Raw genomic sequence first — 16084 nt, 5'->3', positions numbered from 1 at the left:
AAGGCTCCAAAAAACAAGGGGCGGCGCCAGCGCGCTGGGCCGCCCCACGGGGTCAGACAGCCGGGGTCACAGGCCCAGGCGGGCGCGCGTCTCCGGTTTGAGCTGGCCATCGGGTGTCCAGCCGCGCACCTCGTAATACTTGGGCAGCATCTCGGGCAGCTTGCTGGTCAGACCCTTGGCCGGTCCGGTCTTGGCCCCTTCGTTGAGCAGACGCGGCGGCAGGGTGTCGTCCTTGGCGGTGAAGCCGGCCCGGTTGTTGAAGTCGCGCTCCATGTTCCAGATGCGCTCGCCCACCTCGTTGAGGTATTCCAGCGTGAACTCCTCGCCACAGGCCGCGGCCACCTGCGGCTGCACATCGGCCAGGCCCCAGGCGAAGCTGGTGAAGATGCAGATACCGGCGGAGTCGAACACGGCCGTGGCGTCCTGGAAGGCCTTGACCAGCTCGGGCTTGCCATCGGCCACCAGCGGGTCGGTTTTCATCGGGATGCCCAGGATCTCGGAGGCCACGGTGTAGCTGCGCAGGTGGCAGGCTCCGCGGTTGCTGGTGGCATAGGTCAGGCCCATGCCTTGGATACCGCGGGCATCGTAGGCTGGGAACTCCTGGCCTTTGACACTCATCGACAGCTCGGGATGGCCGTACTTCGCGCAAAGCCGCTTGCTGCCCTGCCCGATCTCCTTGCCGAAGCCCACGCCCTTGGCCGTCATGTCGGCCAGCTCGCACAGGGCCTTGGCCGAGCCGAAGGGCGCCTCGATGCCGATCTGCTCCTTCTTGAGCACGCCCATCTCGTAGAGCTCCATCACCGCACCGATGGTGGCGCCAAAGGAGATCGGGTCCATGCCCTGTTCGTTGCAGATCAGGTTGGCATACTGCAGCGCCTCCAGGTCGTTCACGCCGTTGGCTGCGCCCAGCGCCCAGGCCGCCTCGTACTCCAGGCCGCCGGAGGCCCCCCAGTACTGCGGCTTGTTCTCCACCGAGAAGTGGGTCTGGTCGATCTTGCTGATGCGACCGCACGCGATGGTGCAGCCGAAGCAGGCCTGGTTGGTCACGAGCTGGGGTTTGCCATCGCTCTTGCGCGGCGTGGCCATGGCCTCGGCCGAGATGTCCTTGGCCCCTTCGAACTGGCTGTCACGGTGGTTGCGCGTGGGCAGCGCCCCCACCTCGTTGATCACGTTCATCAGCACCTGGGTGCCATAGGTGGGCAGGCCCTGGCCGGTGACGGCGTTGTCGGCGAGGATCTTCTTCTTCTCGAAGGTGACCTTCATGAACTCCTTGGGGTTGGCGATGTTGCCCACGCCCTTGGTGCCGCGCACGGCGATGGCCTTGAGGTTCTTGCTGCCCATCACCGCGCCCACGCCGGAGCGGCCGGCAGCGCGGTGCAGGTCGTTGACCACCGCGGCGAACAGGACCAGGTTCTCGCCCGCCTGCCCGATGCTGGAGATGCGGGTGAGCGGGTCCTGGTGCTGCTTCTTGATGATCTCCTCGGTCTCCCACACCGACTTGCCCCACAGATGGGCGGCATCGCGCAGCTCGGCCTTGTCGTCTTCGATGGACAGATAGACGGGCTTGGGTGACCGGCCCTCGAAGATGACCATGTCCCAGCCGGCCATCTTCAGCTCGGCGCCCCAGTAGCCGCCCGAGTTCGAGCAGGCGATGGCGCCGGTCAGCGGCCCCTTGGTGACCACCGTATAGCGCCCGCCGGTGGAGGCCATCGTGCCCGTCAGCGGGCCGGTGGCCCAGATGATCTTGTTGTCCGGCGACAGCGGATCGACCTTCGGGTCGATCTCGCTGGTCAGGTACTTCGATGCGAGGCCACGCGAACCCAGGTACTGCTTGGCCCAGGTCATGTTCAGCGGTTCGCTCTTGCACTCACCGGTGGTGAGGTTCACGCGCAGGATCTTGCCAGCCCAGGACATGATGCACTCCTTTCAGGCGGCTGCCGGTTGGTTGCCGAGCTTGTCGGCCCAGGCCTTCATGCGGTCCAGGCCGGTCCAGTTGGCATCGACGAAGGTGATGGCCTGGGTGGGGCAGGCTTCGGCACAGGCCGGCTTGCCGCCGCACAGATCGCATTTCTGGACCTTGCCGGTCTCCTGCACGTAGTTGATGGTGCCGAAGGGGCAGGCGATGGTGCAGACCTTGCACCCCACGCAGGTGGTTTCGCTCACCACCTTGGCGCCGGTCATCTTGTCGATCGTGATGGCCTCCACCGGGCAGGCATGCAGGCACCAGGCCTCGTCGCACTGTGTGCAGGTGTAGGGCACCTTGCGGCCGGTGTGGTGGAAGTCGAAGACCTTGATGCGCGACTTGGACGTCGCATACACCCCGTAGTTCTCGAAGCTGCAGGCCATCTCGCATTGCAGACAGCCGGTGCACTTCTCGGGATTGATGTGCAGAACCTTTTGCATGGCTCGCCTTTCGGTTGGCTGGTGGGTTCGTGCGGCGCGGCATGGCCGCGCCCTGGTCCGGTGCGATGCAATCTTCTTCCGAGGCCGCGAGGCTGCAAACCTAGGCCTAACCCGGGTTTTCCGGGGGGTCCGGCGCGGCCGCTGTTCCAGGCTGGGACACCTGCCCCCGGGCGGCCCCGCCTTGGCAAGCCGCCCCCCCGGTGCCACACTGGCAGGCGGTGATCGCCTCCGGCCGCCGTGTCGCGGCCGGGGCCCGGCGATCGCCGCCGCGGGCGACACGCCCGACCCGAAGGCCAGGAGACGCCATGCCCCCGTTCGACAGCCCCGCCGGACGCTCCCGCGAGCCCTGGGCACCCACCGGCTCGGCCCTGGTGCCAGCCGCCCACGACAGCGCGATTGCGCGCAGCCACGAACGCTGCGCCGCCCTGGGCGTGGACGCCCGTGCCGTGCCGGACCTGAGCCCCGTGCCCCAGACCCGCCTGCGCGAGATGCGCGAGCGCAACCAGCGGCTGTGGCGACATGCGGTGCCGGTGATGGAGATGCTGTTCGAGCAGATCGTCTTCACCCGCAGCCTGGTGGTGCTCACCGACAGCCAGGGCACCATCCTGCACAGCCTGGGCGACGACGGCTTCATGGAAAAGGCCCAGCAGATCGCCCTGGCGCCCGGCGTGAACTGGTCCGAGGCCACCAAGGGCACCAACGCGATCGGCACGGCCCTGTTCGACGAGACGCCCACGCTAGTGCATGGCAGCGAGCACTTCGTGCGGGCCAACCACTTCCTGACCTGCTCGGCCTGCCCCATCTTCGACCATGCGGGCCAGGTGATGGGAGTGCTGGACGTGACCGGCGACCAGCGTTCCTACCACCCGCACACGCTGGCGCTGGTGAGCCTGTCGGCCCAGATGATCGAAAACCACTGGTTCAGCGACCGCTTCCGCCAGGGGCTGCGGCTGCATTTCCATCCGCGGCCCGAGATGCTGGGCACGGTGCGCGAGGGCCTGCTGGCGGTGTCCCCCGACGGGGCTGTGCTGGGCGCGAACCGTACCGCCTTGCAGGAGCTCGGCCTCAGTGCCGCGGCCCTGCGGGTGCAGGGGCTGCAGGCCGTGCTCGGGGTCACCGTCGGCGAGGTCATCGACCATTGCCGGCGCCACGGCGACGAACCGCTGAAGGTCGCGTCGCAGTGCCCCGGCCGGCCCGAGCGGGCGCTCTATCTGCGCGCCTTCTTCAACTGGCCCACCCTGTGGCCCAGTGCACCCACGGCCGCAATGCCCCCGCCGGCGCTCGTCGAGCGGCCGGCGACGCCCGCCACCGCCGCTCCTGCGGCGGCCACGCTGCAGGCCGTCGAGCTGGAGACCATCCGCCGCGCCGTCGCCGCCGCTGGCGGCAATGTCTCGAAAGCGGCCCGGCAACTGGGCATCGGGCGCAACACCTTGTACCGCAAGCTGCGCAAGGCAGGCACCTCGCCGGCTTGACCTCCGCTCAAGGAGCGGTCTTCGCGTTCGGGAAGAACAAAGGCTCGCCACCGATGCGGTAGGCCGCGATCGCCGCCTGCCCGGCGTCGGAGACCACCCAGTCGACGAAGGCCTGCGCCAGCTCGCGCTTCACATGCGGATGGCGCGCCGGGTGGACCACGATCACGCCATATTGGTTGAACAGCCGCCGGTCCCCCTCGACCAACACGGCCAGGTCGCCGCGGTTCCTGAACGACAGCCAGGTGCCGCGGTCGGTGAGCACGTAGGCCTGGCTGCCGGACGCGATGTTCAGCGCCGGCCCCATGCCGCATCCGCAGGCCTTGTAGCCGCTCACGCGGGTGTCGGGCGCATCGATGCCCGCAGCCTTCCAATAGCGCAGTTCGGCCGCATGGGTGCCGCTCTTGTCGCCGCGGGAGATGAAGGGGGCGCCGGCGGCCGCCACCTTGCGCAAGCCGGCCACGATGTCGCGCCCCCTGACGCCCGCCGGGTCGCTGCTCGGGCCCACGAGCACGAAATCGTTGTACATCACCGCAAAGCGCTTCAGGCCGAAGCCTTCGGCGACGAACTTCTCCTCGGCGTCCTGGTCATGCACGAAGACAACATCCGCATCGCCCCGCCGGCCTATCTCCAGCGCCTGGCCGGTGCCCAGGGCCACCACCCGCACCTCGATCCCGGTGGCCTGCCGGAAGGCCGGCAGCAGGTGGGCGAACAGGCCGGACTGCTCGGTCGAAGTCGTCGAGGCCATCACGATGAAACGCTCCTGAGCCTGCGACAGGCCCGCTGCGGCGGCCAGCAGCCCGAGGGCGGCCAGGCGAATCAGTCGCCCGCGTGTCAGCGCCATGGCAGTTCTCCTTTGAGGAAGAGTTGCGCCTGTCGCGGCAGCTCGCCGTGGAAGAAGCGATCGACATCGACATCGGCCAGCAGCCGGCCCTGCTCGAGGTAGACGACACGGGTGGCCAGGCGCCGCACCTGGCCCAGGTTGTGCGAGCTCATCAGCACGGTGAGCCCCTGGCCGGCGAACTGCTCGATCAAGGCCTCCACCTCACGCTTGGCCGAGGGGTCCAGGCTGGCGGTGGGCTCGTCCAGCAGCAGCACATCGGGCTGCAGGGCCCAGGCCCGTGCCAACGCCACGCGCTGCTGCTGACCGCCCGACAGCACCCGGGCCGCCCGGTCGGCCTGGGTGTGCAGCCCCACCCGGCGCAGGGCTTCATCGGCACGCGCGGCGCATTCACGCCAGGGCACACCGGCCAGCCACAGGCCCAGGGCCACGTTGTGGCGCACGCTCAGCCGCAGCATGTGCGGGCGCTGGAACACCATCGCCTGGCGCCAGGCCCGTCCGTCCTCACGCCGGCCGCAGTACCGGCGGCCTTCGGTCAGCGGCACCAGCCCATGCAAGACCCGCAGCAGCGTGCTCTTGCCCGAACCATTGGCCCCGACGAAGGCGATCCGCTCGCCGGCATGCACTTTGAGGTCCACGCCGTGCAGCGCCGTCTTGCCGCCAAAACGCACGCTGGCGCCCTCCAGCCCGATCTGCAGGGCCGGCTGCGCGCGCGACGAGCGGCTCACCAGGCGCAAAGGCGTCGACGATGCGCTCACTGCACGATCCTCCGGTTGCTGCGTGACCGCGTCCCCGACGGAAGGACGCGCTCTCTTCGGAGCAGCCGTGCGCGAGCGCTCATGCGTCGGCCTCGTCCTGCCGTTCGCGCCACTGGCGCAAGGCCGCGATCAGCACGTTCAGCGCCAACACCACCGCCAGCAGCACCAGCCCCAGTCCCAGGGCCAGCGGCAGGTCGCCCTTGCTGGTCTCCAGCGCGATCGCGGTGGTCATCACGCGCGTGACGCCGTCGATGTTGCCGCCCACGATCATCACGGCGCCCACCTCGGCAATCGCGCGGCCGAAGGCCGCCAGGGCCACCGTGGCCAGCGCCGTGCGCTCGTCCCAGGCCAGGATCAGGGCACTGCACAAGCGCCCCGCCCCGAGCGAGCGCAACTGCTCGCCGTGATCGTTCATCGCACTTTCCAGATGCTGGCGCACCAGCGCGGTGACGATGGGCAGCACCAGCACCACCTGGGCGACCACCATCGCCGTGGGCGTAAAAAGGAGGCCCAGCGACCCCAGCGGCCCCGCGCGCGACAGCAGCAGGTAGACCATCAGCCCCACCACCACCGCCGGCAGGGCCAGCGAGGTGTTGAGCAGCACGAGCACCGCCTGGCGGCCGGCGAAACGGCTCACCGCGATCCAGGCGCCCAGCCCCAGCCCCAACCCCATCGCGATGAGGCTGGCTGCGCCACTGACCTGCAGCGACAGCGCCACGATACTCCACAGGCGCGGGTCGAAGGACAAAAGGAGCGCGATCGCCTGAGCGATGCTGTCGGCCAAGGTGTTCATGCAGAGGATCGGGTCATGCTCGTTATGCTAGGCCTCCCTTCCCGCCAAGGCGATATGAAGCCCCATGCATAGGATTTCGCTGCGCTATGCGCTGTGCGCACCGGACGAGCCGGTCGAAGACCTGCATCACCCGCTGATGCGGCTGCTCGAGGCCATCCACCGGGGGGGGTCCATCTCGGCTGCGGCGCGCGAGCTGAAGCTCTCCTACCGCCATGTGTGGGGCGAACTCAAGCGTTGGGAAGCCGAGCTGGGCCAGCCGCTGGTGCTGTGGGTGAAGGGGCAGCGCGCACAGCTCTCGCCCTTGGGCGACAAGCTGCTGTGGGCCGAGCGCCGCGCCCGTGCGAGGCTCACACCCCAGATCGAGGCCCTGCGCGGCGAGCTCGAGCGGGCCTTTGCCGTGGTCTTCGACGCGCAGGCCCTCGTGCTGAGCCTGCAAGCCAGCCACGATGAGGCCCTGCCGCGCCTGCGCGAGCGCTCGGCCCGCGCGGGCCTGCACCTGGATTTGCAGTTCAGCGGCAGCATCGATGCGCTGGAGGCGCTCAACGAGGGGCGCTGCTTGGTGGCCGGCTTCCATCTGCGTCTGGACGCCGATCGCCGCTCGGCCACGGCGCGCACCTACCGGCCCAGGCTGCGGCCGGGACGCCACAAGCTCATCGGCTTCGCGCAGCGCCACCAGGGCCTGATCGTCGCGCGCGGCAACCCGCTGGGCCTGCACGGCTTGGCCGACCTGATCCGCCCCGGCCTGCGCTTCGTGATCCGCCCGGCGGGCACGGGCTCGCGCGTGCTGTTCGAGGAACTGTGCGCACAGGCGGGGCTGGCGGTGCACCGGCTGTCCAGCGCGGCGCGCACCGAACCTTCGCATGCGGCCGTGGCCGAGGCCGTGGCCAGCGGCCAGGCCGATGCCGGCTTCGGCATCGAGACCGTCGCACGCCTGCGCGGCCTGGACTTCCTGCCGCTGGCCCAGGAGCGCTACGTGCTGGCCGTGCTCGCCCCGTCGCTGGAGCAACCGGCCGTGCAACGGCTGATGCAGGTGCTGCGAGACCCGTCCTGGCAGGCCGAACTGGCCGCCCTGCCCGGCTACACGCCCGAGCGCTGCGGCGAGGTGCTCAGCCTGCGCGCGGTGCTGCCGTGGTGGAGCTACCGGCAGCCCCGGGCCTGAGCCCGTGCCTCACAGGGCGCAGGAGCGAAAGCCGCAGAAGATGTCGTTGCGGTGCGGCAGGTGGAAGTGGCGGTACTTCGGATCCTTCAGCCTGCCGCGCGTGGCCATCGACCCGCCCTTGAGCACGCGGTGCGTGCCAAACCAGGGCAGCGAGTAGTCGCGGTCGGGATCGGGCTCGAAGCCCGCGTAAGGTTCGAAACGGCTGGCCGTCCATTCCCAGACCTCACCACTGCGCAGGCCCTGGCGACGGCCCAGGGCCTGCGCGGCCTCCCATTCCTCCTCGAAGGGCAGGCGCCGTCCGGCCCAGCGGCACCAGGCCTCGGCCTCGTGGCAGCTCACGTGCGTGGCCGGCGCAGCCAGCGGCACCTGGGTCAGCACCCCGAAGCGTCGCACCAGCACGCCGTGGCGCACCTGCTCGACATGGCGCGGCGCGGTGCGCGCCTCGCGCTGTACCCAGGCCCAGCCTGCCTCGCTCCACCAGCGGGGGTCGTCGTAGCCCCCATCGTCGATGAACTCCAGGTACTGGGCCCAGCTCACCGGCTGGGCATCGATCTCGAACTCGGGCAGACGCACCTCGTGGGCCCACTTCTCGTTGTCGAAGACGAAGCCCTCGCCGCGCGGACGGCCCAGCGTCCAGCGGCAGTGCGGCACCACCAGCGGAGCGCGCGGGGTGCACGGCTCGGGCGGGGCCACATCGGGCATCGCGATCCCCAAGGTCTGGGCCATGCAGGCGAAGGTCTCGGCGTGCCTGTCCTCATGGAACAGCGCCAGTCGGAAGAAATACAGGCCCTCGTCGGTCTCGGGGGCGCCGGCCAGCAGGTCGAGCGTGGCCTCCAGGGTGTCCACCAGGTAGGCGCGTGTCTCGGCGGCATCGGGCAGAACCAGCGACCAGCGCTCGTCGTGCGGCACGCGCGAGGGGTCGTACCAGGCGTCGGCCTGCGGCACGACGCAGGCCAGCTTCGGCCGGGTCGGGTCGGCCTGGGCGCCGCGGTAGCGTTCCACATTGCGGCCGATCCAGTGTTCCTGGAACCAGGCCACATGGCCCAGTACCCACAGCGGCGGGTCGAGTTCGGGCAGGCAGGGCACCTGCAGCCTGCCGGCCCGCTCGAAGGCCTCGAAGCGGCGCAACGTACAGTTGCGGGCATCGATCAAGGCCAGGGACAGGGCATCGCGCCCCAGCTGGCGCAACAAGGGTGTGTCGATGTCCACCATCGTCGATTCCCGCACAATTGCCGATGCGGGCATTGTCACACCACGGGCTGCCCGCGCCCGAACGACTGCCCGAGGCCTTCATCCATGACCGCTTGTGCCATTCCGCGTCTGACTTCGCTGTCCCACGGTGGGGGCTGCGGCTGCAAGATCGCTCCGGGGGTGCTGTCCGAGATCCTGCGCAGCACGCGCGGCCTGCCGGTGCCCGAGGCGCTGATGGTGGGCATCGAGACGGCCGACGATGCCGCCGTCTACCGTCTCAACGACCACCAGGCCCTGATCGCCACCACCGACTTCTTCATGCCCATCGTCGACGACCCGCACGACTTCGGACGCATCGCGGCCACCAATGCGATCTCCGACGTCTATGCCATGGGCGGGCGGCCCATCCTCGCGCTGGGTCTCGTGGGCATGCCGGTCAATGTACTGCCGCTGGAGGTCATCGGCCGCATCCTGCAAGGCGGCGAAAGCGTGTGCCGGCAGGCCGGCATCCCGATCGCCGGTGGGCACACCATCGACTCGGTCGAACCCATCTACGGCCTGGTGGTGCTCGGGCTGGTTCACCCCGACCGGGTCAAGCGCAACGCCGGGGCGCACCCCGGCGACGTGTTGGTGCTGGGCAAGCCCCTGGGCGTGGGCGTGCTCTCGGCGGCGCTGAAGAAGGACGCGCTGGACGAGGCCGGCTATCGCCGCATGATCGACACCACCACCCGCCTGAACACGCCGGGCATGGATTTGGCGGAACTGCCCGGCGTGCACGCCCTGACCGATGTCACCGGCTTCGGCCTGGCCGGACACGGCCTGGAGCTGGCGCGAGGGGCCGGCACCCGGGTGGTGATCGACTGGGCGAAAGTGCCTTTGCTCGAGGGCGTGCGCGAGCTGGCCTCGCGCGGCTTCGTCACCGGGGCCTCGGGTCGCAACTGGGCCAGCTACGGCGCCGAGGTGGACCTGCCCGAGGGCTTCGCCGACACCGACCGGGCCCTGCTCACCGATCCGCAGACCAGCGGCGGGCTGCTGGCGGCCTGTGCCCCCCAGGCCGTCGACGAGGTGCTGGACATCTTCCGTCGGCACGGATTCGGGGCCGCGGCGGTGGTGGGCCGCATCGAGGCGGGTCCGCCGCGCCTGGTAGTGACCTGAGCGCTGCGCGGCACTCAGGCCGCCGGCTTGACCCGTTCGAGCTTGGCACCAAAGCGCTGCAGGATGGAGCGCTCGATGCCTTCGGCATCCAGTCCATGCAGGGCCAGCAGCCGGGCCGGGTCACCGTGCTCGACAAATTCGTCCTTCAGGCCCAGCATCAGCACCGGCACCATCAGACCCGCCGCATGCAGGGCCTCGGCCACCGCACTGCCGGCACCGCCCATCACGCAGCCCTCCTCCACCGTCACCAAGGCATCGTGGGTGCGGGCCAGTTCCTCCACCAGGGCCGCATCGAGCGGTTTGACGAAGCGCATGTTGGCCACGGTGGCATCGAGCCGCTCGGCCGCGGCCAGGGCCGGGTAGAGCAAGGGGCCGAAGGCCAGGATGGCGATGCGCTGGCCGCGGCGGCGCAACTCGCCCTTGCCGAAGGGCAGGGCCGTCATCTCCTTCTTCACCTCGACACCGACGCCTGCGCCGCGCGGGTAGCGCACGGCCACCGGATGGTCCTGCAGGTAGGCGGTGTAGAGCATCTGCCGGCACTCGTTCTCGTCGGCCGGGGCGAGCACGCTCACGTGGGGGATGCAGCGCAGGAAGGCGATGTCGAAGGCGCCCATGTGGGTGGCGCCGTCGGCTCCGACGATGCCGGCGCGGTCCAGCGCCAGCACCATCGGCAGCTTCTGGATCGCCACGTCATGGATGAGCTGGTCGTAGGCGCGCTGCAAGAAGGTGGAGTAGATCGCGACCACCGGCTTGAGACCTTCGCAGGCCAGACCGGCGGCAAAGGTGACGGCGTGCTGCTCGGCGATGCCCACGTCGTGGTAGCGGGTCGGGAAGCGCTGGTGGAACTCGACCATGCCCGAGCCCTCGCGCATCGCCGGCGTGATGGCCACCAGCTTCGGGTCGGCCTCGGCCATGTCGCACAGCCACTGGCCGAACACCTGGGTGAACGTGGTCTTGGGCGGTGTCGCCGGCTTTTGCAGCCCGCGCGCGGGATCGAACTTGCCCGGGCCGTGGTAGGCGATCGGGTCGGCCTCGGCCAGCTTGTAGCCATAGCCCTTCTTCGTGACCACATGCAGGAACTGCGGGCCCTTCTTGTCGCGCAGGTTCTCCAGCGTGGGGATCAGAGCGTCGAGGTCGTGGCCGTCGATGGGCCCCACGTAGGTGAAGCCGAACTCCTCGAAGATCGTGCCAGGCACCACCATGCCCTTGGCATGCTCCTCGAAGCGGCGCGCCAGCTCGAACAGCGGCGGCGCGTTCTTCAGCACCGCCTTGGCCCCCTCGCGCGCGGCCGCGTAGAACTTGCCGCTCATCAGGCGTGCCAGGTACTTGTTCAGCGCGCCCACCGGCGGGCTGATCGACATGTCGTTGTCATTGAGCACCACCAGCATGTCGGCCGATCCCACCGCATGCTGTACACCGGCATTGTTCAGCGCCTCGAAGGCCATGCCGGCCGTCATCGCCCCGTCGCCGATGATGGCCACGGCACGGCGGTCCTCGCCCTTGAGCTTGGCCGCCAGGGCCATGCCCAGCGCCGCCGAGATGGAGGTGGACGAATGGGCGGTGCCGAAGGTGTCGTACTCGCTCTCGTCGCGGCGCGGAAAGCCGCTGATGCCGCCGAGCTGGCGCAGCGTGTGCATGCGCTCGCGCCGGCCGGTGAGGATCTTGTGCGGATAGGTCTGGTGGCCCACGTCCCACACCAGCCGGTCCTCGGGCGTGTTGAAAACGTAGTGCAGAGCGATCGTGAGCTCCACCGTCCCAAGGTTGGACGACAGGTGCCCCCCGGTCTGGGACACGCTGTGCAGCACGAACTCGCGCAGTTCGGCCGCCAAGCGCTTGAGCTCGCTGCGGGGCAGCCGCCGCAGATCGGCCGGGCTGTGGATGGTTTCGAGCAGGGGGTGGTTCATCAGTGTTCCCGATCGACGATGCGTTCGGCCAGCCGGGCCAGGCAGGCCGTGTCGGCCAGGCCGCTGCGCGCCAGCGCGGTGTGGGCCCGGTCGCGCAGCTCGTCCGCGTGGCGCCGCGCGGCCTCCAGGCCCATCAGCGAGACGTAAGTGGGCTTGCCGTCCTGGGCGTCCTTGCCGGCCGTCTTGCCCAGGGTCTCGGAGGCCTGGGTCACGTCCAGGATGTCGTCCACCACCTGGAAGGCCAGCCCGATGGCCCAGCCATAGTCCGACAGCGCCTGCATCGCAGCTTCCGTGGGGCTCCCGCACACCGCCCCCATCATCACGCTGCCGTGCAGCAAGGCGCCAGTCTTGCAGCGGTGCATGTGGCGCAGCTCGGCCTCGTTCAGCGTGCGGCCCACGGCCGCCAGATCGATGGCCTGCCCGCCCGCCATGCCGGCATGCCCGGCCGCGCGCGCGAGCAGGCCGCACAGACGCGCCTGCAGCGGCAGGGGCACTTCGGCCTCGTCCTGGGGCGTCAGCACCTCGAAAGCCAGCCCCTGCATCGCATCGCCGGCCAGCATGGCCTGCGCCTGCCCGAACCGCACATGCACCGTGGGCTTGCCCCGGCGCAGCACGTCATTGTCCATGCAGGGCATGTCGTCGTGGATCAGCGAATAGGCGTGGATCAACTCCACCGCGCAGGCCGCCCGCAGCGCCGGCTGCGCATGGCCGCCCACCGCCTCGGCGGCGGCCAGCACCAGCAGTGCGCGCAAGCGCTTGCCGCCGTCGAGCACGCCGTAGCGCATCGCCTCGCCCAGCCCGGCCGGCGCATCGGCCGGCACGAAGCGGTCCAGTGCGATCTCCACGCGCTGCAGCGCAGCGGCCGTCCAGTCCTGGAACTGTGCCGGGGTCATGCCGCGTTCCAGGGCTTGAGCTGCCCGTCCTCGATGACCTTGACCTGGGCCTCCACCGCTTCGAGCCGGCTGCGGCAAAAGGCCAGCAACTCCGCCCCGCGCTGGTAGGTCTGCAGCAGGCGGTCCAGCGGCAACTGCCCGGACTCGAGTTCGGCCACCAGGCGCTCGAGTTCGGCCAGCGCCTCCTCGTAGCTGGCGTGGCTGGCCGCGCTGGCGGCCGGCGCGGGTGTCGGGGTCTTGGGCATGGGGCGTGAGAAAAAGCCTCTGATTGTAGTCAAGCAGCCGGCGTGCGCCCAACGCACCGCCAGGCCCCACCCGCCCCACGATGCGGCATGCCGCACCACGCCGTAGGGCCACCCGGCCGGGGGACCCCCCCCCGCCGGTAAAATGCTAGGTTACCCGCCGCAGGCCCCGTCCCGGACCGCCCAGGTCCCGCACACACACCAACGGAGGCTTTCGCCATGGACGGCATCACTGGAGCCTGGCCGGGGAAGATGGGCCCACCGTGGGTGGTGGTTGGACATTGGTTTTTGGAGATCCTGGGGATCATGTCAGACCTAAGCGTTGCCCTTGAGCAAAGCCACACGCAACTGCCGGTATCGGCCTATTTCAGCGACGAACTGTTCCGTCGCGAGATGGAGCTCATCTTCCATGGCGGTCCGCGGTACCTCGGGCATGCGCTCGCGGTACCCGAGGTGGGTGACCACTACGCCCTGCCCCAGGAAGGCGAGGGCCGCGCGCTGGTGCGTTCGCATCGGGGCATCGAACTGATCTCCAACGTGTGCCGCCACCGTCAGGCCGTGATGCTGCGCGGGCGCGGCAACACCAAGAGCCAGATCGTCTGCCCCCTGCACCGCTGGACCTACGCGCTGGACGGCCAGTTGCTGGGCGCGCCGCACTTCGCGCAGGACCCGTGCCTGAACCTCAACAACTACCGCCTGCGCGAGTGGAACGGCCTGCTGTTCGAGGACAACGGCCGCGACATTGCTGCCGACCTGGCCGGGCTCGGTCCCGTGCAGGAATTCGACTTCTCGGGCTACGTCCTCGACCACGTCGAGATGCACGAGTGCGACTACAACTGGAAGACCTTCATCGAGGTCTACCTGGAGGACTACCACGTCGGCCCCTTCCATCCGGGCCTGGGCAACTTCGTGACCTGCGACGACCTGCGCTGGGAGTTCGGCCGCGAGTACTCGGTGCAGACCGTGGGTGTGGCCAATGCCCTGGGCAAGCCGGGCTCGGACGTGTACCGAAAATGGCATGAGGTGCTGCTGAACTACCGCGGCGGTGAGCCGCCCTCGCACGGGGCGATCTGGCTGACCTACTACCCCCACATCATGGTGGAGTGGTACCCGCATGTGCTGGTGGTGTCCACACTGCATCCCAAGGGCCCTCAAAAGACGCTCAACGTGGTGGAGTTCTTCTACCCGGAGGAGATCGCCGCCTTCGAGCGCGAGTTCGTCGAGGCCCAGCGTGCCGCCTACATGGAGACCTGCGTCGAAGACGACGAGATCGCGCTGCGCATGGACTGGGGCCGCAAGGCCCTGCTCGAGCGCGGCGACAACGAGGTCGGCCCCTACCAGAGCCCGATGGAAGACGGCATGCAGCACTTCCACGAGTGGTATCGTCACAAAATCGGTGCCCTCTGACCCGACCCCGCCATCGCACACCCGGCCCCGGCCGGGTGTTTCTTTTTCCGGCTGTCGCACAATGCCGGACGTTCCCTGCCCCGAACGCCCGTGACGCCGCCCCCGCCCGACACCCACAAGCGCTCGCTCAGCCGCACCTTGCCGGTCTCTGTGCTGCTGTTCACCGTCGTGCCGCTGGTGATCGCCGGGTTGCTGACGCTCACCGAAGGGGCCCAACGGCTGCGCGAGGAACAGGAGCTGCGGGCCCGCCAGACCGCCAGCCTGCTGGCCGGACGGGTGACCCAGTTGCTGGCGACGGCGCAGCGGCTGGCGCAGGCGATGGCGACCTCTCCCGGCATGGCCGCGGGCCTGCGACAACGCACCGGCGAGGACGACGCCTTCGCCGAGCCCTTGCCCCGCCTGGACGCGCTGGGAGGCGATTGGCTGGCACTGGTGCGCAGCTTTCCGGAGGTGGACCGCGTCGAGCTGCTGGACGCACGAGGCCGCGTGGCGCAAACCCTCCCGCCGCACGTGCGCGAGGCGCCTGCGGTACGCCAGCTCTCCCCCTCGCAGCCGCCCTGGCACCCCCGGGAGGACCTCGGCAGCGTCGAAGTGAGGGTCCCCCTGATGCAGGAGGGGGTCGAGGGCTGGGTGGTCGTGGGCGTCTCCGCCGGCGCGCTGGCCCAGGCGCTGGAACTGCCCGACCAGGACGGCGGCGAGCTGCGGGCCCTGCTGCGCGATGCACAAGACCGTGGGCTGATGCTGGTACGGCGCATCGCGGGTCAGCCGCCGTTGGTGCAGCCCCTGCCCGTGATGGAGGCGCTGGCCGCCGCCGATGCGCGCTCCCGCCCCGTGGTGGCCCGCTCGCCGCTGGGCGACAGCGGCTGGAGCGTGGAGGTCCAGGCGTCGTTGGATGCTTACCGCTCGCTGGTGCTGGCCGAGCTGCTGCGTTTTGGCCTCATGGTACTGGTGATTTCGGGGCTGAGCGCCTGGGTGGCCTGGCGTTTCGCGCGTTCGCTGGCGAGGGCGATCCGGGAGGTGGCCCGTGCGGCACGCGCCATCTTGAGGGGCCATTACCTCAACGCCCACGTGGCGCTGGAGCGCGACGACGAGCTGGGCCTGCTGGCCCAGTCCTTCAACCACATGAGCCGTGAGCTCGAGCAGCGCGAGCGCGAGCGCGATGTCTTCGGCCGCCTCGTCTCGCCCGAGGTGCGCGACCAGCTCGTGCAAGGCGAGCTGATGCTCGGCGGGCACGAGGTCGAGGTCACCGTGCTGTTTTCCGACATCCGCGGCTTCACCCAGTTGTGCGAGGGCCTCAAGCCGCGCGATGTGGTGCTCACGCTCAACGAGCATTTCACGCGCATGACCCATGCGGTGCAGCGCTTTGGCGGTTACGTCAACAACTACATGGGCGATGCGATGGTCGTGGTCTTCGGTGCGCCCACGCCCGACCCTCATCGGGTGGAGCGCGCGCTTTATGCAGCCGTGGCGATGCGCCGCGAACTGGCCGAGTTCAACCGGGAGCGCGCCAGCTATGGCGCCGCACCGCTGGAGATCGGCATCGGCCTGGCCAGCGGTACCGCGCTGGCCGGTCAGATCGGCTCGCCCGAGCGCTGCATCTATACAGTCGTGGGCGACACCGTGAACGTCGCGGCCCGCCTGGAAGGCCTGGCCAGGCTGGAAAGCGGCATGCTGGCCTTCATGAACCAGGCCACCCGCGACCTGCTGCCGCCGCACGTGCGTGAATGCCTGCGGCCCCTGGGCGAACGCGCCCTCAAGGGCCGCGGCACCCTGATCCCGGTCTGGGGCCTGCCCGAGGAGGCAGAACTGCCCGAGCCCGCCCCCCACCTGTTGCGTCCCGAGGAAGAGATCCTGTGAGTGCCCCTGTGC

14 protein-coding genes are annotated in these 16084 nt (G+C 69.6%); 5 read left to right on the top strand and 9 right to left on the bottom strand.

The features are described 5' to 3' along the window. Positions 1 to 66 precede the first annotated feature (66 nt). A complete protein-coding gene (locus AC1ECW_RS10505) occupies positions 67 to 1914 on the bottom strand; it encodes an aldehyde ferredoxin oxidoreductase family protein (protein WP_409704055.1) in 1848 nt (615 codons plus the stop codon). A 12-nt stretch (positions 1915 to 1926) separates the two neighbouring features. Further along, entirely contained in the window at positions 1927 to 2403 is a 477-nt protein-coding gene (locus tag AC1ECW_RS10500) for a 4Fe-4S dicluster domain-containing protein (RefSeq protein ID WP_409704053.1), read from the bottom strand. 305 nt (positions 2404 to 2708) lie between these two features. Here AC1ECW_RS10500 and AC1ECW_RS10495 point away from each other — a divergent pair, with 305 nt between their 5' ends. Continuing rightward, a complete protein-coding gene (locus AC1ECW_RS10495) occupies positions 2709 to 3875 on the top strand; it encodes a sigma-54-dependent Fis family transcriptional regulator (RefSeq protein ID WP_409704051.1) in 1167 nt (388 codons plus the stop codon). A 7-nt stretch (positions 3876 to 3882) separates the two neighbouring features. Here the strand turns inward: AC1ECW_RS10495 and AC1ECW_RS10490 are convergent, their stop codons facing one another. The 3 genes from AC1ECW_RS10490 to AC1ECW_RS10480 all read right to left on the bottom strand — a co-directional run bounded on the left by AC1ECW_RS10490 (position 3883) and on the right by AC1ECW_RS10480 (position 6264). Then, the gene (locus AC1ECW_RS10490; RefSeq protein WP_409704049.1) at positions 3883 to 4716 is read right to left on the bottom strand and encodes an ABC transporter substrate-binding protein; all 834 of its coding nucleotides are present in this window, start codon (positions 4714 to 4716) and stop codon (positions 3883 to 3885) included. Next, positions 4707 to 5444 carry an ABC transporter ATP-binding protein gene (locus AC1ECW_RS10485; RefSeq protein ID WP_409704086.1) on the bottom strand — a complete coding sequence of 246 codons (738 nt, stop codon included), beginning with the start codon at positions 5442 to 5444 and terminating at the stop codon, positions 4707 to 4709. The genes AC1ECW_RS10490 and AC1ECW_RS10485 overlap by 10 nt, the downstream gene beginning before the upstream one ends. A 106-nt stretch (positions 5445 to 5550) precedes the next feature. Beyond that, entirely contained in the window at positions 5551 to 6264 is a 714-nt protein-coding gene (locus tag AC1ECW_RS10480) for an ABC transporter permease (RefSeq protein WP_481201771.1), read from the bottom strand. 64 nt (positions 6265 to 6328) lie between these two features. Here AC1ECW_RS10480 and AC1ECW_RS10475 point away from each other — a divergent pair, with 64 nt between their 5' ends. Next, entirely contained in the window at positions 6329 to 7423 is a 1095-nt protein-coding gene (locus AC1ECW_RS10475; protein ID WP_409704047.1) for a substrate-binding domain-containing protein, read from the top strand. A gap of 9 nt (positions 7424 to 7432) precedes the next feature. Here the strand turns inward: AC1ECW_RS10475 and senA are convergent, their stop codons facing one another. Continuing rightward, positions 7433 to 8635 (bottom strand): selenoneine synthase SenA, encoded by a 1203-nt coding sequence (senA, locus tag AC1ECW_RS10470; protein ID WP_481201770.1) that lies wholly within the window; start codon positions 8633 to 8635, stop codon positions 7433 to 7435. An 84-nt stretch (positions 8636 to 8719) separates the two neighbouring features. Between senA and selD the strand changes: the two genes are divergently transcribed. Continuing rightward, entirely contained in the window at positions 8720 to 9769 is a 1050-nt protein-coding gene (selD, locus tag AC1ECW_RS10465; protein ID WP_481201769.1) for a selenide, water dikinase SelD, read from the top strand. A 14-nt stretch (positions 9770 to 9783) separates the two neighbouring features. Here the strand turns inward: selD and dxs are convergent, their stop codons facing one another. The 3 genes from dxs to xseB are packed head-to-tail and all read right to left on the bottom strand — an operon-like array spanning position 9784 to position 12811. Then, the gene (gene dxs / locus AC1ECW_RS10460) at positions 9784 to 11673 is read right to left on the bottom strand and encodes a 1-deoxy-D-xylulose-5-phosphate synthase (RefSeq protein ID WP_409706719.1); all 1890 of its coding nucleotides are present in this window, start codon (positions 11671 to 11673) and stop codon (positions 9784 to 9786) included. Further along, positions 11673 to 12566, bottom strand: a complete 894-nt coding sequence (locus tag AC1ECW_RS10455; protein WP_409706722.1) for a polyprenyl synthetase family protein — start codon at positions 12564 to 12566, stop codon at positions 11673 to 11675. The genes dxs and AC1ECW_RS10455 overlap by 1 nt, the downstream gene beginning before the upstream one ends. Continuing rightward, positions 12563 to 12811, bottom strand: a complete 249-nt coding sequence (gene xseB, locus AC1ECW_RS10450) for an exodeoxyribonuclease VII small subunit (RefSeq protein ID WP_409706726.1) — start codon at positions 12809 to 12811, stop codon at positions 12563 to 12565. The genes AC1ECW_RS10455 and xseB overlap by 4 nt, the downstream gene beginning before the upstream one ends. A gap of 303 nt (positions 12812 to 13114) precedes the next feature. Between xseB and AC1ECW_RS10445 the strand changes: the two genes are divergently transcribed. Both AC1ECW_RS10445 and AC1ECW_RS10440 read left to right on the top strand, forming a co-directional pair. Beyond that, entirely contained in the window at positions 13115 to 14215 is a 1101-nt protein-coding gene (locus AC1ECW_RS10445) for an aromatic ring-hydroxylating oxygenase subunit alpha (protein ID WP_409706729.1), read from the top strand. Positions 14216 to 14305: 90 nt separating this feature from the next. Next, positions 14306 to 16072, top strand: a complete 1767-nt coding sequence (locus AC1ECW_RS10440; RefSeq protein ID WP_409706732.1) for an adenylate/guanylate cyclase domain-containing protein — start codon at positions 14306 to 14308, stop codon at positions 16070 to 16072. Positions 16073 to 16084 lie beyond the last annotated feature (12 nt).

The sequence above is a fragment of the Caldimonas hydrothermalis genome, from assembly GCF_056746695.1.
Note: the sequence above shows the minus strand (reverse complement) of the source record. Positions and strands in the feature narration are given on the sequence as shown.